Source organism: Massilia suwonensis (genome assembly GCF_042655665.1).
Lineage (GTDB): Bacteria > Pseudomonadota > Gammaproteobacteria > Burkholderiales > Burkholderiaceae_D > Telluria > Telluria suwonensis.
In genome coordinates this window covers 1,636,394-1,657,078 of sequence record NZ_JBHSMR010000013.1, presented here as the reverse complement: position 1 = coordinate 1,657,078, position 20,685 = coordinate 1,636,394, and the positions used below count along the sequence as shown (strand labels likewise).

Annotated in this window: 13 protein-coding genes; 5 read left to right on the top strand and 8 right to left on the bottom strand. The window is 67.3% G+C overall.

What is annotated here, in order from left to right; genetic code table 11:
- Positions 1–8 precede the first annotated feature (8 nt).
- Positions 9–557 carry an FKBP-type peptidyl-prolyl cis-trans isomerase gene (locus ACFPQ5_RS15450; RefSeq protein WP_379757349.1) on the top strand — a complete coding sequence of 183 codons (549 nt, stop codon included), beginning with the start codon at positions 9–11 and terminating at the stop codon, positions 555–557.
- A 111-nt stretch (positions 558–668) separates the two neighbouring features.
- Here the strand turns inward: ACFPQ5_RS15450 and ACFPQ5_RS15445 are convergent, their stop codons facing one another.
- The 3 genes from ACFPQ5_RS15445 to ACFPQ5_RS15435 form a co-directional block, all read right to left on the bottom strand.
- Positions 669–1,613: a hypothetical protein gene (locus ACFPQ5_RS15445; RefSeq protein WP_379757346.1), complete on the bottom strand. Its 945-nt coding sequence runs from the start codon at positions 1,611–1,613 to the stop codon at positions 669–671.
- On the bottom strand, positions 1,613–4,276 hold the full coding sequence (gene mutS / locus ACFPQ5_RS15440; RefSeq protein WP_379757342.1) for a DNA mismatch repair protein MutS: 2,664 nt from the start codon (positions 4,274–4,276) through the stop codon (positions 1,613–1,615). The genes ACFPQ5_RS15445 and mutS overlap by 1 nt, the downstream gene beginning before the upstream one ends.
- A gap of 94 nt (positions 4,277–4,370) precedes the next feature.
- Positions 4,371–4,823, bottom strand: a complete 453-nt coding sequence (locus ACFPQ5_RS15435; RefSeq protein ID WP_379757339.1) for a response regulator — start codon at positions 4,821–4,823, stop codon at positions 4,371–4,373.
- Positions 4,824–4,988: 165 nt separating this feature from the next.
- Here ACFPQ5_RS15435 and ACFPQ5_RS15430 point away from each other — a divergent pair, with 165 nt between their 5' ends.
- Positions 4,989–5,369 (top strand): DNA-binding transcriptional response regulator, encoded by a 381-nt coding sequence (locus ACFPQ5_RS15430; RefSeq protein WP_379757336.1) that lies wholly within the window; start codon positions 4,989–4,991, stop codon positions 5,367–5,369.
- On the opposite strand, the gene ACFPQ5_RS15425 is transcribed toward ACFPQ5_RS15430, so the two are convergent.
- Together ACFPQ5_RS15425 and ACFPQ5_RS15420 are read right to left on the bottom strand one after the other, a co-directional pair.
- A complete protein-coding gene (locus ACFPQ5_RS15425; RefSeq protein ID WP_379757333.1) occupies positions 5,354–5,758 on the bottom strand; it encodes a response regulator in 405 nt (134 codons plus the stop codon). The two genes, ACFPQ5_RS15430 and ACFPQ5_RS15425, sit on opposite strands and share 16 nt — an antisense overlap.
- A 2-nt stretch (positions 5,759–5,760) precedes the next feature.
- Positions 5,761–7,500, bottom strand: a complete 1,740-nt coding sequence (locus ACFPQ5_RS15420; RefSeq protein ID WP_379757330.1) for a histidine kinase famiy protein — start codon at positions 7,498–7,500, stop codon at positions 5,761–5,763.
- Positions 7,501–7,743: 243 nt separating this feature from the next.
- Between ACFPQ5_RS15420 and ACFPQ5_RS15415 the strand changes: the two genes are divergently transcribed.
- The 3 genes from ACFPQ5_RS15415 to ACFPQ5_RS15405 all read left to right on the top strand — a co-directional run bounded on the left by ACFPQ5_RS15415 (position 7,744) and on the right by ACFPQ5_RS15405 (position 14,776).
- Positions 7,744–9,765, top strand: a complete 2,022-nt coding sequence (locus ACFPQ5_RS15415; protein ID WP_379757326.1) for a hybrid sensor histidine kinase/response regulator — start codon at positions 7,744–7,746, stop codon at positions 9,763–9,765.
- A 107-nt stretch (positions 9,766–9,872) separates the two neighbouring features.
- Positions 9,873–14,000 carry a CheR family methyltransferase gene (locus ACFPQ5_RS15410; protein WP_379757322.1) on the top strand — a complete coding sequence of 1,376 codons (4,128 nt, stop codon included), beginning with the start codon at positions 9,873–9,875 and terminating at the stop codon, positions 13,998–14,000.
- Between the two features lie 146 nt (positions 14,001–14,146).
- Complete coding sequence (locus ACFPQ5_RS15405; protein ID WP_379757319.1) at positions 14,147–14,776, top strand: PEP-CTERM sorting domain-containing protein; 630 nt, start codon at positions 14,147–14,149, stop codon at positions 14,774–14,776.
- A gap of 14 nt (positions 14,777–14,790) precedes the next feature.
- Here the strand turns inward: ACFPQ5_RS15405 and ACFPQ5_RS15400 are convergent, their stop codons facing one another.
- The 3 genes from ACFPQ5_RS15400 to ACFPQ5_RS15390 all read right to left on the bottom strand — a co-directional run bounded on the left by ACFPQ5_RS15400 (position 14,791) and on the right by ACFPQ5_RS15390 (position 20,426).
- Positions 14,791–15,414 (bottom strand): LysE family translocator, encoded by a 624-nt coding sequence (locus ACFPQ5_RS15400; protein ID WP_379757316.1) that lies wholly within the window; start codon positions 15,412–15,414, stop codon positions 14,791–14,793.
- A 170-nt stretch (positions 15,415–15,584) separates the two neighbouring features.
- Positions 15,585–18,170, bottom strand: a complete 2,586-nt coding sequence (gene cphA, locus ACFPQ5_RS15395; RefSeq protein WP_379757313.1) for a cyanophycin synthetase — start codon at positions 18,168–18,170, stop codon at positions 15,585–15,587.
- An 84-nt stretch (positions 18,171–18,254) separates the two neighbouring features.
- The gene (locus tag ACFPQ5_RS15390) at positions 18,255–20,426 is read right to left on the bottom strand and encodes a cyanophycin synthetase (protein WP_379757310.1); all 2,172 of its coding nucleotides are present in this window, start codon (positions 20,424–20,426) and stop codon (positions 18,255–18,257) included.
- Between the last annotated feature and the right edge of the window lie 259 nt (positions 20,427–20,685).

Sequence of the window (20,685 nt, the reverse complement as noted above, 5' to 3'; positions counted from 1 at the left end):
GAAGTGCGATGAAGATTGCCAAGAATACGGTCGTGACGGTCAACTACAAACTGTCGGATGCACAGAACAACCTGATCGAAGAAGGCGCGCAGCCGATGGTCTACCTGCACGGCGGCTACGAGAACACGCTGCCGAAGATCGAAGAGCACCTCGACGGCAAGGAAGTCGGCTTCACCTCGCAGCTGCAGGTCGAACCGGACGACGCGTTCGGTGACTACGATGCCGAGCTGGTCAAGGTCGAAGACCGCAATCGCCTGCCGGAGCCGCTCGAAGTCGGCATGCAGTTCGAAGGCATGGCCGACGGCGCGCCGGACGAAGAGCCGATGATCTTCACCGTCACCGAAATCGCCGACGACAAGGTCGTCCTCGACGGTAACCACCCGCTGGCCGGCATGGCCCTGCGCTTCGACCTGTCGGTGGTCGACGTGCGCGCCGCCACCGAAGAAGAAATCGCCCACGGCCACGTGCACGGCGCCCACGGTCACCACCACGGTGAAGAAGAGGGCGGCGACGACAGCGAGGAAGGCGATCACTTCCGTAGCCAGCCGCTGCATTAAATGGAAACGGGGACATCGGTCCCCGTTTTGCATTTGGTGGGCACGGAGCGCCCACCCTACGGTAGGGTGGGCGCCCCGTGCCCACCAATCCGCCGCGTCATCGCGCACGTATTACTCCGCCGCGTTCTTCACGGTGAACAAGGCTTTCTCGCCTGGCGTCACCTTGATCTCGACCGCCTCGCCCCCCACCGACACGTGCCCGATATTGTCGCGCCACTCGATGCGTGGATGCGCCTTCTTCGGCAGCGCCGCGCTGTCCACCAGCAGCACCTTGCCGTCGAATTTCTGCGCCAGCGCCTGGATCTGCTTGCGCGCCGCGGCAAAACCGTCCTGCGTGCTCGGCGCGCGCCGCAGCAGCGAGCGCAGGCCCGTGGGCTCGGCCAGCGGCTTGACGTCGCCCTCGGTGAACAGCACGATCGCATCGACCTTGTCGCCGCGCGCCAGCGCGAACAGGCGGTTCAGCCAGAAGCGCGTCGCCACCAGCCGGTCTTCGTATTCGCTGTTGCGGCCGGCCGCGGCCAGGTAGTGGTTGTTGTTGGCGGGGAGATTGACGGTCGCGTACAGCACCGAGTCCACCGTCCAGTGGGCGTTCTCGGCATAGCTGCGAAAACGCGGGCTGGTCGAGAGCCGGGTCAGCGCCAGCTTCTTCGCGCCCAGCGATTGCGGATCGCCGTGGAACAGCTCGCGCAGCCGGTTCAGGCGCTCGACCGCATTGGTGCGGCCGGCCGAGTTGCGGCACTCGGTCCAGTCGCTCCCGGCCGGCAGGACGATGACGGGACGCTTGGCCTTCTCGACCAGCTCGCGCCTTTCCTGGTACAGCTTGTCGCCGCAGGGTTCGCCCGCGGCCTTGATGCCGGTGACGACGACGAAGGAGAGCGACTTGTCGCTCGTTTGCGCCAGCGCTTTCCTGAAATGCTCGTCGCCCGGCTTGTCGAAGCTGTGGCCGATGACGCCGAAGCGGTGCGCTTCATGCGCCTCGCGTCCGTCGCGCGCCTGCAGCGGCGCCGACAGTAGCGCGCACAGGACGGTAGCGAGGACGAGGCGCGCGCGCGGCATCAGGCCGCCAGCCGCTTCAGTTCGTACAGGCGCTCGAGCGCCTCGCGCGGCGTCAAGGCGTCCGGATCGAGATCGTCGAGGGCAGCGAGCAGCGCGGGCGGCACAGTTGCGGCTTCCGGCTGCGACGCCTCGGCTTCCAGCTCGGGCTCATCAAGCGGCAGCGCGAACAGGTCGCGCTGCGGCGTCGCGTCCAGCGCCTGCGATTCGAGGCGCGCCAGGTGCTTGCGCGCGGCCTTGATCACGGCCGGCGGCACGCCCGCCAGCTGGGCCACCTGCAGGCCGTAGCTCTGCGAGGCCGGCCCATCCTGCACCGCGTGCAGGAACACGATCGTGTCCTTGTGCTCGACCGCCGACAGGTGCACGTTGGCCGCGCTCGGATGGCTTTCGGGCAGCTGGGTCAGCTCGAAGTAGTGGGTCGCGAACAGGGTGAAGCTGCGGCTGATGTCGATCAGGTGGCGCGCGATGGCCCAGGCCAGCGCCAGGCCATCAAAAGTAGAGGTGCCGCGCCCGACTTCGTCCATCAGCACCAGCGAGTGCTCGGTGGCGCCGTTCAGGATCGCGGCCGATTCGGTCATCTCGACCATGAAGGTCGAGCGGCCGCCGGCCAGGTCGTCGTTGGCGCCGATACGGGTAAAGATGCGGTCGATCGGGCCGATGGTGGCGCTGGTGGCGGGCACATAGCTGCCTACATAGGCCAGCAGCACGATCAGCGCGGTCTGGCGCATGAAGGTCGATTTACCGCCCATGTTCGGGCCGGTGATGAGCAAGAGGCGCCGCTCGTTCGACAGCTTGCAGTCGTTGGCGATGAAGCGTTCGATCTGCTTTTCGACGACCGGATGCCGTCCCTCGACGATGTTCAGGCAGGGCGCATCGACCAGTTGCGGCGCGCACCAGTTGTGGCGCATCGCGTGGCTGGTCAGCGCAACCAGGGTGTCGACCTGGGCCAGGCCCTGGGCAATCTTTTGCAGGTCGCCGATGTGCGGCGCCAGGCAGGACAGCAGCTCGTCGTACAGGGCCTTTTCGCGCACCAGGGCCTTGTCCTGGGCCGACAGCGCCTTGTCCTCGAAAGCCTTCAGTTCCGGCGTGATGTAGCGCTCGCAGTTCTTGAGGGTCTGGCGGCGCCGGTAATCGTCCGGCACCTTGTCGGCCTGGCCGTTGGTGACTTCGATGTAGAAGCCGTGCACCTTGTTGTACTCGACGCGCAGGTTGGCGATCCCGGTGCGGGCGCGCTCGCGCGTCTCGAGGTCGACCAGGAACTGGCCGGCGTTCTCGGACAGCGCGCGCAGCTCGTCCAGTTCGGCGTCGAAGCCGCGCGCGAACACGCCGCCGTCGCGCACCATCGCGCTCGGTTCCTCGGCCACCGCGCGCTGCAGGAGGTCGAGGCAGGGCACGGGCGTATCGATCGCTTCGTGCAGTTCGCGCAGCAGGCAGGAGTCGCCCGGGATGAAGCAGCGCGCCAGCTGGCGGCGCAGTTCCGGCAGTTGTTTCAGACCGTCGCGCAGGCTGGCCAGGTCGCGCGGGCGCACCGACAGCAGCGCGATGCGCGTGGTGATGCGCTCGATGTCGGGCACCTCGTTCAGCGTGGCGGACAGTCCGCCTGCCGCGTCGGCCTGGGCCAAGGCTTCGATCGCCTCGTGGCGCGAACGGGCAACGCGCTGGTCGCGCCGCGCATGGTGCAGCCAGTGGCGCAGCATGCGCGAACCCATCGCGGTGCGGCAGCCGTCGAGCAGCGAGAACAGGGTCGGCGCTTCCTGGCCGCGGATGGTTTCGGTCAGCTCCAGGTTGCGGCGGGTGGCGGCGTCCAGGCCGATGAATTCGTTCTCGCTTTCGACGGCGAGGCTCTTCACGTGCTGCAGGCCGCGCCCTTGCGTCGATTGCGCATAGCGTAGGAGTGCGCCCGCCGCGCCGAACGCGGCGCCGAGGCCATCGGCGCCGAAGCCGGTGAGGGTGGCCACGCCCAGCTGCTCGAGCAGGGCCTTGTGGCCTTTTACAACGTCGAAATGCCATTCCGGCACGCGCTGGGTGTGGGCGACCGGGCTGTCCTCGAACAGGTCGCCGTCGTCGGCGCGCAGGATCTCGGCCGGAGAAATGCGCTCCAGCTCCTGCGCCAGGCGCGACGCCACCGTGCGCTCGTCGCCGGAGAATTCCATCAGGCGCAGCGCGCCGCTCGCCAGCGACAGCCAGGCCAGGCCGACGGTGGCCGATTTGCGCTGGCTGACCGTGCACAGGGCCAGCAGCGAGCGTTCCGCCTTTTCGGGCAGCAGGTCGGAATCGGTGAGCGTGCCGGGCGTGACCACGCGCACCACCTTGCGCTCGACCGGACCTTTCGAGGTGGCCGGATCGCCGATCTGTTCGCAGATCGCGCAGGACTCGCCGATTTTCACCAGCTTGGCCAGGTAGCCGTCGAGCGAGTGAAAGGGCACGCCGCACATCTTGATCGGATTGCCCCCGGAAGAACCGCGCGCCGTCAGCGTGATGCCGAGGATGCGCGCCGCCTTTTCGGCATCTTCATGGAACAGCTCGTAGAAGTCGCCCATGCGGTAGAACACCAGCATGGTGGGGTAATCGGCCTTGATGCGCAGGTATTGCGCCATCATCGGCGTCACTTTTTCCGACGTTGCACGTGCGGCGGCGGCGTTGATTTCGGTGGGAACAGTGGTCATTTCTGTTGAATTCGGTAAGGCAGGGCGAACAGCCGAGCCAGGACCGACATTTTACAACCATCGGCTGGGCAGCAGGATGTCGAGGGAAGGACGATCAGCTGCGCAGCAGCTGCATGATCGTATCGAGCCGATACGGTTTCGTCGTGAACGGGTAGCTGCGCGCGCGGTCGACCATCATCTCGGGCACCGTGAAGCCCGAGGTGAGCACGATCTTGACGCGCGGGTAGAACTCGGCGACGGCGTCGGCCAGCTGCAGGCCGTTCATGCCCGGCATCATAACGTCGGAAAAGACGGCGTCGATGTCGCTCTCGCTGCCGAGGAGGCGCAGCGCGTCCATGGCGGAGTAGGCGACGACGACCTCGAGGCCGCGGCTGCGCAGCAGCGCTTCGGCCAGGTCGGCCAGGTCTTCCTCGTCGTCCACGACCAGCACCTTGCGCACCAGGCCGGCGTTGCCGGCGAAGTCGTCCTCCGCGGACGCGTCGCGGCCTTTCACGCCGGGCGGGATGGTGTTCGGCGACAGCCGGTGGATATGCATGGCAACAGACACAACGACTCCTCGGGAAAAGCGGGGCTCCTGTGGGACAAGTATGCCGGAATGTGCGAATGCGCCGCGAACGATTGCCTGTCGTTCAGACCGTGCCTTGCGGAACGCCGGCAAAATAAATCGACGGTTCGCCCTTGATTTTGGCGAATCAGGCGTAACCCCAAGCATATGACCAGCCCTCGCAAAACCATTCTCGTCCTGTATCCCGCCGCTCCCGACGCCGCCGGCCTGCGCCGCCTGCTCGGCGAACTGGGCCATATCGCGGTCACGGCGGACGCGCCGCTCGCCGCGCTCAAGGCGCTCGGCACCGTGCGCTTCGACATCATCCTGACCAGCATGGGCGCGGCCCGTGCCGGCAAGCCGTCCAGCTTCGTGCAGGAATTACGCTCGGCCGCGCCCGGCAGCGCCGTGGTCGGCATCAGGGGGCAGGGCGGCGAAGCCGCCAACGACGCCTGGCTGGGCGAATGCGATGCGACCGTGCCGGCGCCGCTGTCGCCGTCGCGGATGCAGTGGGTGCTCGATTTCGAGCTGCGCTATTTTGGCAGCTGAGGCGTGCCTTCATCGGCAGGTCGGTTGAGGGCAACCGTCTCGGCGTCGAGCAGCAGGTCCTGCAGTTCGGCCACCAGCCGGTCGCCCATGATCGGCTTGGCCAGCACGCGCACGCCGGGGATGGTGGTCTTCAATTCGTGGCCGAAGGCCGAGACCATCATCGCCGGCAGGCCGGGCTGGCGCGCGCGCAGGGCGAGCAGCAGGTCGTCGCCGTTCATGCCCGGCATGCGAAAGTCGGTGATGACGGCATCGACCGCGTGCCCGGAATGCAGGGCCAGCGCGTCGCGGCCGTTGTCGGCCATCAGGACGCGAAAGCCGGCGGCCTCGAGGTAGCGCCGGAACACGTAGCTGACGGCGAGGTCGTCTTCGACAAGCAGGATGTTCTTCATGGTCAGCCTTCGTGCTGGAATCCCGACGCCTCCTGGCGCGGCGCGACCTCCAGGGCCATGCGCACGCGCTCGGTCAGGTCGGTGAGGCGATAGGGCTTGGACATCACCGCAAAACTCGAGGTGGCGCCGGTGGGCGCGGGCAGTTCGTTCATGTAGCCGGTCGCCAGGATCACCGGCACCTTGGGCTGGCGCTCGCGGACGGCTTCGGCCAGCCGGATCCCGTTCATCCCGCCCGGCATGATGATGTCGCTGAACAGCAGGTCGATGTCGCCATAGCGCTCGACCAGTTCCAGCGCCTCTTCGCCGCTCTGCGCGGCCAGCACCCGGTAGCCGAGCGCGCGCAGGTGGGTTTCGGCCAGTTCGCGCACGTCGTGGCTGTCGTCGACCACCAGGATGGTGCGCCGTCCGAGGATCGCGGCCGGCGTCCAGTTCAGGCCCTTGCCGCCCGCGCGCTCGCCCATCATCTCGATGCCGGACTGCTGGGCCAGCGGGAAGATCATGCGGATCGTCGTGCCGCGCTGCGGCGTGCTGTCGATCTCGAGCCGCCCCAGGGATTGCTGCACGAAGCCGTGCACCATCGCCAGTCCCAGTCCGGTGCCCGGCCCCTTGGTCGTGAAGAAGGGCTCGGTGGCGCGTTCGGCCACTTCGGGCGGCATGCCTTCGCCTTCGTCGATCACGCAGATCACGACATAAGTTCCGGGCGGCAGGTGCAGGCGATCGAGGCGCTCGCTGTCGGCCAGGGTCGAGGTCGCGATCGTCACGCGGCCGCCGCGCGGCATGGCGTCGCGCGCATTGATCAGGACGTTGAGCAGGGCCATTTCCATGTGCGTCGCGTCGAGCGTGCAGGAGGGCAGGCCGGGCTTCAGGTCGAGGTGCAGGTCGACCTTGTCGCCCAGGGTGCGCACCAGCATCTCGCTGAATTCGACGACCAGGGAATTGAGGTTCAGGCGCTTCGGATCGAGCCGCTGCTTGCGCGCGAAGGTGAGCAGCTGCTGGGTCAGTTTGCCGGCCTTGTCGCCGGCCAGCTGGGCGCGCGCGATCGCCTGCAGGGCGGCCTCGCGGTCCTCGATCGAGAAGGTCGCCATTTCCAGGTTGCCCGCCACGACCTGCAGCAGGTTGTTGAAGTCGTGTGCGAGGCCGGCGGTGAGCTGGCCGATCGCTTCCATCTTCTGCGCCTGGAGGTAAGACTGCTCGGAGACGCGCCGCCGCGTGATGTCCATCTGCGAAGCGAACCAGTACAGCAGCTTGCCCCCGGCATCGAAGACCGGGCCGGTGAACAGGCCGTTCCAGAACGGGCGGCCGTCGGCCTTGTAGTTGAGGATGTCGACGGCCACGGCGCGCTCGTCGCGCACGGCCTGGCGCAGTTCGGCAACCGTGTTCGGGTCGGTCTGCTCGCCTTGCAGGAAGCGGCAGTTGCGTCCGAGGACCTCGTCCTCGCGGTACTGGGTCAGGTCGAGGAAGGCGCGGTTGACGAAGACGACCGGATTGTCGGGCTGGTTCGGGTCGGTCAGCACCATCGGCATGCGCGTCATCTCGATGGCGGCGAAGAAGACGTTGCCGCGCTCGTCGAGGCCGGGACGCGAAATCTGGCTCGCCTGCCAGTGGCGCACGCCGGGATCGCCCAGCGGGTTGTAGCTGCTGCCTTCGAGCTCGCCCGCAGCCGGGATGCCGACGCTCTGGCCTTCGCCCTCGGGGTCGCCGGACAGGCGGCCGCGCTCTTCTTTCGAACTGCCAGTGGTCATGCGTGCTCCAGGATCGTCTCGGTAAGAGCGCGCCGCATGGTCGAACCGATGGCTTGCCCCAGGGCCGGATTATAACAAGATGCAATTTGCATATCGGCTCCGTGCGTGCAGCAGGCGCGCAGGAAATGGTATGGTTCTCCCTTGCGATCTGTCTTTGAAGCAAATTTATCTACCGAACCGAATGCCCATGCTCCAGCTGCCCCTTCCTTGCGCCTGTTTCGATCCTGCCGTCGGGAGGGCCGCATGAGCCGGGGCGCCTTGCCCGAGGCCGACGGCAGCTACCGTGCCTTCTTCGATCAGGCCACCAACTTCGCGGCCATGCTCGACCTCGAGGGCCGCATCCTCGACATGAACCGGGTTTCGCTCGAACTGGGCGGCTATGCGCGCGCCGACGTGATCGGGCGTCCGCTGTGGGAATGCCGCTGGTGGGACCATTCGGCCGACCTGGTCGCGACCGCGCGCGCGGCCATGCTGGCGGCGTCCGGCGGCGAGACGGTGCGCCGCGTGCTGCCCTACCGCGCGCTCGACGGCAGCGAACGCTATGCGGAAGTCGTGGTGGCGCCGGTCCGGGACGAAGCGGGCGGCATCCTGTTCCTGGCAGCGACCGGCGTCGACGTCACCGAACGGCGCCGCGTCACCCAGCGCCTGCGCCTGCTCGACGAAATCGGCGAAGCGACCCGCATCGCGCTCGATCCGAAGGCGATCATGGCCGAAGCGACGCGCCTGCTGGGCGAGCACCTGGGCGTGACCCGGGTCGCGTATGCCGACCTCGAGCCCGACAACGACCGCTTCACGATCCGCCATGACTGGCGTATCGAGGGTGTGATGAGCACCGTTGGCACCTATTCGCTCGATCTGTTCGGCTCGCGCGCGACCTCGAACCTGCGCGTCGGCCGCACGCTGCTGGTGAGCGACGTCGACCGCGAACTGGCGGCCGCGGACGGCGCCGACATGTTCAACGCGATCGGCATCAAGGCCATCATCTGCTGTCCGCTGGTCAAGGGCGGGCGCCTGGTGGCGATGATGGCCGTGCACCAGCGCGAACCGCGCGCCTGGAGCGAGGACGAAGTGGCGCTGGTCGAGGCCGTGGTCGAGCGCTGCTGGGCCCACATCGAACGGGTGCGTTCCACTGAAGCGCTGGTGGATGCCGACCGCCGCAAGTCGGAATTCCTGGCCACGCTGGCGCATGAGCTGCGCAACCCGCTGGCGCCGATCCGCAACGGCCTCGAGCTGCTGCGCATGGGGTCGGCCAAGCCCGAGCTGCAGGCGAATGTGCGCGCGATGATGGAACGCCAGGTCGGGCACATGGTCCACCTGATCAACGACCTGCTCGACATCGCGCGCGTCTCCAGCGGCAAGGTGGTGCTCAAGCGCGAGCCGCTCGATGTGCAGGCGGTCGTCGCCAGCGCCGTCGAAACAAGCATGCCGCTGATCGAGGCCGGCGGGCACACGCTGGAAGTCGACCTGCCGCAGGAACCCTTGTCGGTCGAGGGCGATGCCGTGCGCCTGAGCCAGGTGCTCGGCAACCTGCTGGCGAACGCGGCCAAGTACACGCCGCAGGGCGGGCGCATCGCGGTCAGCGCGCGCCGCGAAGGGATGGAAGCCGTCATCGCGGTGAGCGATACCGGCATCGGCATCGCGGCCGAGTCGCTGCCGGAAGTCTTCGAGATGTTCACGCAAGTCTCGCGCAGCATCGACCGCGCGCGCGGCGGGCTGGGCATCGGCCTGGCCCTGGTGCGGCACCTGGTGCAGCTGCACGGCGGCAGCGTCGGCGCGGCCAGCGCCGGCATCAACGCGGGCAGCACCTTCACCGTGCGCCTGCCGCTGGGCGGCGACCGTACAGAAAAACCGCCCGCGGCGCACGCGCCTGCAATGGCCGCGCCGGCGCGCCCGCTGCGTGTGCTGGTGGCCGACGACAACGTCGACGCCGCCGATACCCTGAGTGCGCTGCTGCGCCTGGACGGCCACCTGGTGCAGGTGGCGCACGACGGCGCCGAGGCGGTGCACATGGCCGCGTCCTTCCGGCCCGAGATCGCCTTCCTCGACATCGGCATGCCGCAGCTCGACGGCTATGGCGCGGCGCGCGCGATCCGTACGCTGCCCGGCCTGCAGGGCCTGCGCCTGGTCGCGCTGACTGGCTGGGGCGCGCAGGAAGACCGGCGCCGCTCGCGCGAGGCCGGTTTCGACGCTCATCTGCTCAAGCCCGCGGTACCGGACGAGGTGCGGGTTCAGCTCGTCCACGGGGCCTTTTCGGCCGTCGAGTAAACATATAAAAATTTTCACGATTCAGCCGAAATACATAGCGGATCGACTACACTCGCAGTTCCTTTGTTCGCTTTAAAAACATGTACGATTCCGCCGACGCACCTAGCATGCCCAAGTCCGAGGGCACGGTCCGCAGCAACCTCGATTTCCCAGTGGTCGGTATCGGCGCGTCGGCCGGCGGCCTGCCTGCACTGCTGCACCTGTTCGAAAACATGCCGGCCTCGCACGGCATGGCCTTCGTGGTCATCCTGCACCTCTCGCCCAAGCATCCGAGTTCGGCCGATGCGATCCTGCAGCGCGCCACGCGCATGCCCGTGGTCCAGGTCAGCTCGCGCGTGACGATCGAGCCCGGCCACGTCTACGTGATCGCCCCGAACCAGCAGATGTCGATGATGGACGGCCTGCTGCTGGTCGATGAACTCGACCGTCCACGCGGACGCCATGTCGCGATCGACATGTTCTTCCGCACCCTGGCCGAGACCCACCGCGAGCGTTCGGTCGCGATCGTGCTGTCGGGTACCGGGGCCGACGGCGCGGTCGGCCTGGCGCGCGTGAAAGAGCAGGGCGGCGTGACGATCGTCCAGTCGCCCGAGGACGCCGAGCACGACGGCATGCCGGCGGCGGCCATCCTCACCGGCGCGGTCGATTTCGTGCTGCCCGTGGTCGACATGCCGCAAAAGCTGATCGAGCTGTGGGAGAATGCGCGCGCCATCGAGCTGCCGCCGGCGGGCGACGGCGAGGCGCCGGTCGCGCACACCACCGAGCCGGCCGATACGGCCGATGCCGAGAGCGCACTGCAGGGCATCATCGGCCTGCTGCTGAGCCATACGGGCCACGACTTCCGCCACTACAAGCGCGCCACCGTGCTGCGCCGGATCGAACGGCGCCTGCAGGTGCGCGGCGTGCGCACGCTGCCCGAATACCGCGCCCTGCTCGAGAACGACACGGCCGAGCACAAGGCGCTGCTGGGCGACATGCTGATCGGCGTGACCAACTTTTTCCGCGACCGCGAAGCCTTCGAGTCGCTCGAACGCGACATCATCCCCGAACTGTTCAAGTACAAGGGCCCGACCGACGAGGTACGGGCCTGGGTGGCCGCCTGCGCCACTGGGGAAGAGGCGTATTCGATGGCGATGCTGCTGGCCGACCAGGCCGCGCTGTCGGAACGCCCGCCGGGCTTCCAGGTGTTCGCCTCGGACATCGACGAGCGCGCGATCAGCAGCGCGCGCAGCGGCAGCTTTCCGGCCGCGATCATCACCGATGTGACGCCGACCCGCCTGCGCCAGTACTTCAGCAAGGAAGACAGCCGCTACCGGATCCGCAAGACCCTGCGCGACCATATCCTGTTCGCCTCGCACAACCTGCTGCGCGATCCGCCGTTCTCGCGGCTCGACCTGATCTCCTGCCGCAACCTGCTGATCTACCTGAACCGCGACGTGCAGGTGCGCGTGCTGCAGACTTTCCACTTCGCGCTGAAACCCGGCGGCTTCCTGTTCCTGGGCAGTTCCGAATCGGCCGAATCGGTGGCCGAATTCTTCATCCCGGTCGACAAGAAGAACCGTATCTACCGCGCCCGCGGCGGCATCCGCACCATGCAGTACCAGCCCGCGCATCCGGCGACGTCGAATCCGCGCCTGATGGAGGCGGTGCGCGTCAAGGTGCCGGGCAAGCGCCAGTACTCGTACGCCGCGCTGCACCAGCGCGCACTGGCCCAGCTCGCGCCGCCCTCGGCCGTGGTCGACCACGAGGGCAATATCGTGCACATGTCGGAACAGGCCGGCGTGTTCCTGCGCATGGCGGGCGGCGAGCCTTCGCGCAGCCTGCTGACCCTGGTGCTGCCCGAACTGCGGCTCGAACTGCGCTCGGCGATGTACCAGGCGACGCAGAACGGGACCCGGGTCGAATGCCGACCTATCCAGCTGGCCGAGAACAAGGAACTGGGCACGATCGCGATGACGGTCAGCCCCTTCCGCGACGAGGACGCCGAGAGCGACTTCCTGCTGGTGCTGTTCAACCGCGCCGAGCACGCGCCCGACCGCGCGGCGCCCTTGCTGACGAACGGCAGCCAGGACGTGGTGCTGTCGCAGCTGGAAGCGGAGCTGCAGCGCAAGCGCGAGCAGCTGCAGGAGACGATCGAGAGCGCCGAGATCTCGACCGAGGAGCTGCGCGCCTCGAACGAGGAACTGCAGGCCATCAACGAGGAGCTGCGCTCGGCCACCGAAGAACTCGAAACCAGCAAGGAAGAGCTGCAGTCGGTGAACGAGGAACTCGTCACCGTCAACTACGAGCTGAAGGTGAAGGTCGAGGAAACCGGCAAGGCCAACGACGACCTGAACAACCTGATCGCCTCGACCGACATCGCCACGATCTTCGTCGACAGCGGCTTGCGCATCAAGCGCTTCACGCCGCGCGCGGCCGACCTGTTCTCGATCATCGCCTCCGACATCGGCCGTTCGCTGCTCGACCTGACCCACCGCCTCGACTACGACCAGTTGGCCGAAGACGCCAACGCCACCTTCGACACCCTGCGCCTGGTCGAGCGAGAGGTGCGCAGCAACGACGGCCGCTGCTACATCGTGCGCCTGCTGCCTTACCGCACCAACGAAGACCGCATCGAGGGCGCGGTGATGACCTTCTTCGACATCACGGCGCGGCGCCAGGCCGAGGACCAGGTGCGCGCCAGCGAGGAACGCATGCGCATGGTGGCCGAGAGCGCCGACGACTACGCCATCATCACGCTCGACGAGGAAGGACGCGTCACCAGCTGGAACAAGGGCGCGCAGCACCTGTTCGGCTTCGGCCCCGAGGAGATGCAGGGCCAGGACATCGCGCGCGTGTTCGTGCCGGAGGACGTGGCCGCCGGCGTGCCGGCCGAAGAATTGCGCCGCGCGCGGACCGACGGCCGTGCCGAGGACGAGCGCTGGCACCTGCGCAAGGACGGCAGCCGCTTCTTCTGCAGCGGCGTGACCACGCCGCTGCGCAACGGCGTCTTCCACGGCTACGCCAAGATCGCGCGCGACGCCACCCGGCGCGAGCGCCAGGGCCTGGAGCGCGAACAGGCCGCGCGCGAGCGCGAGGCGGTGGCGCGCACCGAGGCGGCGAACACGATGGCGCTGAAGGACGAGTTCCTGTCGGTGATGTCGCACGAGCTGCGCCATCCGCTGAACATGATCAACATTAACGTCGAGCTGCTCGCGCGCATGCCCGAGATCCGCAAGTCGGCGCCATTCATGCGCGCGGCAGCCGGCATCCGCAATGCCGTGCTGAGCCAGGCGAAGATCATCGACGACCTGATGGACATGTCGCGCGTGCGCACCGGCAAACTGTCGCTGGCGATGGCGCCGGTGGCGCTGGGCGTCGTGTTGAAGAACATCGCCGACGTCCAGCGCGCCGATCCGGCCATGGGCGGCATCGGGATCGACGTCGTCGACGAAGCCGAGGGCGTGTACGTACTGGCCGACCTGGTGCGCATCGAGCAGGTCGTGATGAACCTGCTGAGCAACGCCGTCAAGTTCACCCCCGCAGGTGGGCGCATCGAGGTGCGCGTGGTCCGCGAGGCGCGCGAGGTACGGGTCGATGTCGTCGACAATGGCCAGGGCATCGCGCCGGACTTCCTGCCGCACGTGTTCGACATGTACGGCCAGAGCGTCTCGGTGACGACGCGTTCGAAAGGGGGCCTGGGCATCGGGCTGGCGCTGGTGCGCGAGATCGTTGCGCTGCATGGCGGGCGCATCGAGGCTTTCTCGGAAGGCGTCGGCAAGGGCGCGCGCTTCAGCTTCTGGCTGCCGCTGCTCGACCGCCATGGCGCGCCTGTTCCCGGCGGCGAAAGCGAGGGCGACGGCTCGCTGGCCGGCCTGCGCATCCTGGTGGTCGACGACATGGAAGAGATGCTGATGGGCTTCAAGTCGCTGCTCGAAGTGAGCGGGGCGACCGTGTTCGAGGCCACCAGCGCGCGTGCCGGGCTCGCGATCCTCGAACGCGAGGAGATCGACCTGCTCATTTCGGACATCTCGATGCCGGAGATGGATGGCTACGCGTTCCTGGCGCACATCCGCGCCAGTCCGAAGCTGGCCGCGCTGCCGGCGATTGCGATCAGCGGCATGCGGCGCGATAACGACGTTGCCAAGGCGCGTGCCGCGGGCTTCTCGGCCCACCTCGGCAAGCCCGTCTCCTTCGACCGCCTGAACGCGATCGTGCACGAGCTGCTGCCGCGCCGGGCGCCGGACGCTTCCTGAAGCAATTATGTCAACTGCATGTCGGCGAATCTTACAATTGCGGAGCGTGCGGACGCAGGCGTGGCGCTAAGCGCCTGATAAGGCTACGGTTTCTCTGGGTGGCGTAAAACTTGCTTTTATGTACACACCAACCATAAGGAGAACCCATGCGCCACGCCCGTCAGTTTGCCGCCTTCATGTTCGCCATCGTCACCTGCGCCAGCGCATCGGCCACGGTCGTCGCCACCAACAATGATTATTCCGTGGTCGACGGCAGGGAAGTGACGCGCAGCCTGAACGTCACCGAGCGCGGCACCATCCGCGACGTCAACATTTCCGTCGAATTCTCGAAGTGCGACGACCCGCCGATCGGGCCGAATGGCGTGGCCTGCCGCGGCGCCGGCACACCCTTCAACGACGAATTCACGATCGTGCTGATCGCACCGGACGGACGGGAGGTAACCCTGGTCGCACCGTTCGAGACCTACTCGGTCGGGCGCGTGGGCCCGGGGCGCGAGTTCGTGGTGTTCGACGACGAGGCGGCGCGCGCGGCCGGGCCGAACATCGAGTTGGGCCTGTTCCGTCCGGCCGAGATGCTGTCCCTCTTCGATGGCATGAACCTGTATGGCCGCTGGACCCTGTACCTGCAGGACTTTATTCCAGGCGATCCGCTCGAGTTCTACTCGGCATCGCTCGACATCGATTTCGAGCCGGCGCCGGTGCCGGAACCGGCCACGCTGGCGATGCTGGGCCTGGGCCTGGCGGGGATGGGCGCGGCACGGCGCCGCCGCGGCTGATCAGCGCGAGGCACTCAGCGCGAAATAATCAGCTTCGCGCCCAGCGCGATGAAGACGGTGCCGGCCAGGCGGTCGAGCCATTTGCCGGCGCCGGGTTTGCGTTCCAGCCAGGCGCCGATGGCGCCGGCAAAATAACCCAGCAAACCGAACAGGACCGCCGCCTGCAGCGTGAAGGTCACGCCGAGCGCCAGCATCTGGCCCGGCACGTTGCCGTTGACCGCGATCACGAACTGCGGCAGCAGCGACAGGAAGAACAGCACCACTTTCGGGTTGATGGCGTTCGCCAATAAACCCTTCATGAACAGGCTGCGCAGCGACTGCGGCGCAGCGTCCTTGCGCGCCGCCTGCCCGCCGGTGCTGCGCAGCGCCCCGATTCCCAGCCACACCAGGTACAGGCCGCCGCCGATGCGCAGCGCCGTGAAGGCGGTCGGCGAAGCGGCGATGATGGCGCTGACGCCGATCACGGCCAGGAAGGTGTGGCTCAGGCAGCCGAGCGCGCAGCCCAGGCCGAAGACCATGCCTTGCTTTCGGCCCTTGGACATGCCAAGGCCGAGGACCATCAGGTTGTCGGGGCCGGGGGAGGCGGTCAGCAGGATGGCGGCGAGCAGGAAGCCGAGGAATTGTTCGGGTGCGAGCATGGTCTCTTGGATTATATGTTCGTAAAACGAAGGGACGTAGGGTGGGCGGGTTCCCCGCCCACGCGGTGATAGTTGACCGCAAGATCATCCGGCACGATATCGAAGCCGCTAACTATCACCGCGTGGGCGGCAAAGCCGCCCACCTTACGTCCCTACGAGAGCCTGAACGATTATTTTGATTCTGCGACGCGTTTCGCAATATGCGCCAGCGCCGCCTCCACCTGGTCGATCAGGATCAGGCACAAATCGCCCTCGGCCACGCGTTCCAAAGCACGGTCGATGGCGACGAACTCGCCGTTGATCTCTTCGATGTGACCCGTGCGCGTGGCGCCGTTCAGGCCCTCGCGCAGCAGGCGCACGACTTCGCCGTCGGCGCGGCCGCGCTGGCACTGGTCCTGGTACAGCAGCACCTCATCGAAGGCCTTGCCCAGGATTTGCGTCTGCTGCGTGATGTCCTGGTCGCGGCGATCTCCCGCGCCGCTGATCACGACGTGGCGGCGCTTGGCCGGCATGTTCTCGACCGCCGACACCAGGGCCGCGATCGCGTCCGGGTTGTGGCCGTAGTCGGCGATCAGGGTCGCGCCTTTGTAGTCGAAGACGTTGAAGCGGCCCGGCGCGTTGTCGCTTTCGCCGACGAAGGTTTTGAGGCCGAGGCGGATCTTGTCCCAGTCGAGGTTCACGGCCCAGGCCGCGGCCACGGAGGCCATCACGTTCTCGACCTGGAAGCCGATGACGCCGCCGCGGGTGATCGGCACCTCGGCGAGATCGATGCGCGTTTCGTTCCTGCCCTGGGCGCAGACCAGGAAGCCGTTCTCCACGAAGACGACGCGGCGGCCCTGGGCGCGGTGCATGGCGATCAGCGGATGGCCGCCGTCCTGGGCGAAGAAGGTGACGTCGCCTTTCGTGTGCTCGGCCATCTCGGCCACCACCGGATCGGCCGCGTTCAGCACGGCCATGCCGCCGTCCCTGACGTTCTGGACGATCACGCGCTTCAGGACCGCGAGGTCTTCCAGCGTCGTGATGTAGTTGAGGCCGAGGTGGTCGCCGGCGCCGATGTTGGTCACGACCGCCACTTCGCAGCGGTCGAATGCCAGGCCTTCGCGCAGCAGGCCGCCGCGCGCGGTCTCGAACACGGCCGCGTCGACGTCCGGATGGAGCAGCACGTTGCGCGCGCTGCGCGGGCCGCTGCAGTCGCCGCTGTCGATGCGGCGGCCTTCGATGTAGACGCCGTCGGTATTGGTCATGCCGGTGCGCAGGCCGGACGCCGTCATCAGGTGCGCGATCAGGCGCACGGTGGTGGTCTTGCCGTTGGTGCCGGTGACGGCGATGACCGGGATGCGGCCGTCGTCGCCTTCCTCGAACAGTGTATCGATGATGGCTTCGCCGACGTCGCGGCCCTTGCCGAAGGACGGCGACAGGTGCATGCGCAGGCCCGGCGCGGCATTGACTTCGACGATGCCGCCGTGCTGCTCTTCGATCGGCTTGAGGACCGAGTCGCAGACCAGGTCGACGCCGCAGATGTCGAGGCCCACCATGTGCGCCGCCGCGATGGCGCGCGCCGCCACTTCCGGATGGACGTCGTCGGTGACGTCGGTGGCGGTGCCGCCGGTCGAGAGATTGGCGTTATTGCGCAGGACGACGCGCTGGCCCTTGGTCGGCACGGAGTCGGCGTTCATGCCTTGCTTGGCCAGGCTGCCGAGGGCGATGTCGTCGAAGCGGATCTTGGTCAGCGAGGTCGAGTGGCCGTTGCCGCGGCGCGGGTCGAGGTTCACCTGGTCGACCAGCTGGCGCACCGTGTGCACGCCATCGCCGACGACGATCGGCGGCTCGCGGCGCGCGGCGGCGACCAGTTTGTCGCCGATGACCAGCAGGCGATAGTCGTGCCCCGGCAGGTAGCGCTCGACCAGGATGTCGTCGCGGAATTCGGAGGCCGAATGGAAGCCGGCGACGATCTGTTCCCTGGTCGTGATGTTGACCGTCACGCCCTTGCCCTGGTTGCCGTCCTTCGGCTTGATCACGACCGGCAGGCCGATCTCCTGGGCCGCAGCCCAGGCGTCTTCCGGATCAAGCACGGTGCGGCCCAGCGGCACCGGCACGCCGGCGGCATCGAGCAGCTTCTTGGTCAGTTCCTTGTCCTGGGCGATGGTCTCGGCGATGGCGCCGGTGGCGTCGATCTCGGCGGCCTGGATGCGGCGCTGCTTGCTGCCCCAGCCGAACATCACGAGGCTGCCTTCGGTCAGGCGGCGGAAGGGGATGTTGCGCTCGACGGCGGCCTGCACGATCGAACCAGTCGAGGGGCCGAGGCGCACGTCTTCGTCGAGGTCGCGCAGCTGGGTGAGCGCTGCCTGCAGGTCGAAGGGCGCGTCATTGCGCGCCGCTTCGATCAGCTGCTGGGCGAGGTCGAGGGCCAGGCGGCCGACGTCTTCTTCCGAATACTCGACTACGACCTGGTAGATGCCGGTTTCGACGGTGGCGGTGGTGCGGCTGAAGGTGACCGGGCAGCCGGCTTCGGCCTGCAGGGCGAGGGCGACGATTTCCAGCACTTCGGCCATCGGCACCGGGTCCGTCACGTCTTCTTCGTGGCCGAAAGGCTGCAGCTGGCCGAGCTGGGGAAAGCGCGAACGCAGGCGCGTTTCGAAGCCGGGCAGGGCGGCGATCGATTCTTCCTCCGGAGTGCAGGCGACGATCGCCTCGACCGAGGTGTGGTGGCTCCAGAGGTTAGGGCCGCGCAAGGCCCGTACGCGAGATACTTCCATAAACCTTCATTCCTTTATGTTGGGATCGGCCCGCCATGCTTGGCGGCGGGCTCCCTTGGACTCCGGCGAACCGGGTACTGCTGTTCAATAAGTCGTCTTTTTGGTGGCATCGAAAGCGCGCAAGCCGCCGCAGATCAGGTCGTGCGGCAGGCCCAGCGCCCAGGCGGCGGCCACTGCGGCCAGTACGCTGGCGGGATGCTTGACCGTGGCCGGCTGGATCCTGCCGAGGTCGAGCAGGCGGGTCTCAAGCTCGCCCTCGGCCAGCATGATGGCGTTGTCGCGCGCGAAGACGACGCGCTCGCCGCTCGCGCGGTGCTGGGTCATCACGGGATTGGACTCGTCCATCGCATAGAAGATCACGCGGCCGTCCGACAGTTCGGCCAGCTTCACCACTTCCGGATCGGCGGCGTTCAGCACCGCCGCGCCTTCGGACAGGATCACGTCGACCTGGCTGCGCACCACGTTGGCCAGCGCTTCCTCGTCGCGGATGTGGAATTCGTCCACATCGGCGAGTTTGCCCATGTCGGTGACGACGCCCACCGTGCAGCGGTCGTAGGGCAGGCCCTCGGCCAGGATGCTGCGCGCGTTCGATTCGAACACGGCTGCCTCGACATTCCGGTTGATGAGCAGGCGCTCACCAAAGGCGAAGCCGGTGCAGTCGCCTTTCTGGACCTGGCGACCGTCGAGGTACAGGCCTTCGCCGTTGGCCACGCCCGCATGCTTGCCGGCCGCGTGCAGCAGGCAGCCCAGCAGGCGCGTGATCAGGCTGGTGCCCAGCGTGCCGGTGACGCCGACCAGCGGGATGCGGCCGTTTTCGCCTTCACCAAACAAGTGATCCACGATGGCCTTGCCGACGTTACGCGGCTCGCCCGACGCCGGCTTGATGTGGGCCAGCAGGCCCGGGCTGGAATTGACTTCGATGATGGCGCCGCGTTGCTCGTGCAGCGGACGCGAGATGTCTTCGCACACGAGGTCGATGCCGGCGATGTCCAGGCCGACGATGCGCGCGGCCAGCGCCGCCATGTGCGCCACTTCCGGATGCATCAGGTTCGTGACGTCGTCGGCGACGTTGCCGTTCGGCTGGATCAGCACTTTTTGGCCGGCCTGCGGAACCGAGTCGGGCGCCAGGCCCTGGCGCTTCAGGTCGAGCAGGATTTCGTCGTCGTGCGGGTTGACGCGGCCCAGCGGGTGTTCTTCGCTCTCGCCGCGGCGCGGATCGGTATTGATCTGGGTGTCGCAGAGTTGAATGACGTTTGAGGCGCCGTCGCCCGTCACCCACAGCGCTTCGCCGCGCGCGGCGGCCACGACCTGGCGGCCGACCACCAGCAGGCGGTGCTCGTTGCCGGGAATGAAGCGCTCGACCAGCACGGCCGTGCTGTCGCCGGCATCGGAAGCGATGGCATAGGCGGCGCGCACGTCGGATTCGGTCATCAGGTTCAGGGTCACGCCGCGGCCATGGTTGCCGTCGACGGGTTTCACGACCACCGGCAGGCCGATGTCCTGCGCTTCTTCCCAGGCTGCGTCGGCGCTGCGTACAAGGGCGCCTTCCGGCACCGGCACGCCGCACGAGGCGAGCAGGGTCTTGGTGAGATCCTTGTCGCTGGCGATCGATTCGCCGATGGCGCTGGTACGGTCGGTTTCGGCCGTCCAGATGCGGCGCTGGGCGGCGCCGTGGCCGAGCTGCACCAGGTTGCCTTCGGTCAGGCGGATCGAGGGGATGCGGCGGTCGGTGGCGGCATCGACGATGTTCGCGGTCGACGGGCCCAGGCAGTAGCGGTCGACCAGGTCGGTCAGCGATGCGACGGTGCCGGCCATGTCGAAGGCTTCGTCGTTGACCGCGGCCATCAGCAGGCGGTGGCCGGCTTCCAGGGCGGCGCGGCCGACGACGGCGTCGCGGGTGCGGAAGGCCATCTTGTAGATGGCGTGGTCGCCGGTCGAGCGGGTCTTGCCGAAGCCGGTCTTCATGCCGGCCAGGTTCTGCAGCTCGAGCACGACGTGTTCGAGGATGTGGCCGGCCCAGGTGCCGCTGTCCAGGCGCTCGAGGAAGCCACCGCGCTCGCCGACGCCGCAGCGGTGCTCGATCAGGCCGGGCAGCCAGGCGGTCAGGCGTTCATTGAAACCGGGCAGTTTGTTCGAAGGGAAGTCTTCCAACTCACCGATGTCCAGCCAGACCTCGATCACCGGACGGTAGGTCCAGATGTTCGGGCCGCGCAGGTGAGCCACACGGAGAAACTTGATATCTTTCTTCTTTGTCATGTAATGATGTCTTGCCGCCAAGGTCCGCTCGTGCACCATGATGGCGTTGCCTATGTTTGCCTGCCTGTGCGCCAGCGCACCCAAAAGAAAGAATGCAGCGCACATGTTGTATACTTTTGCCGGCCCGAAGCTTACAGTGCCGACCCAATTTATGCCAAATGGCATACTGGCTGGCACCGGAGCGCTCGGACCGCAGGGGACTTTTTCCTCTGATCCATGTAAACCGCTGAGCCGGCCACCGCGTTACCCCTCTATTCAG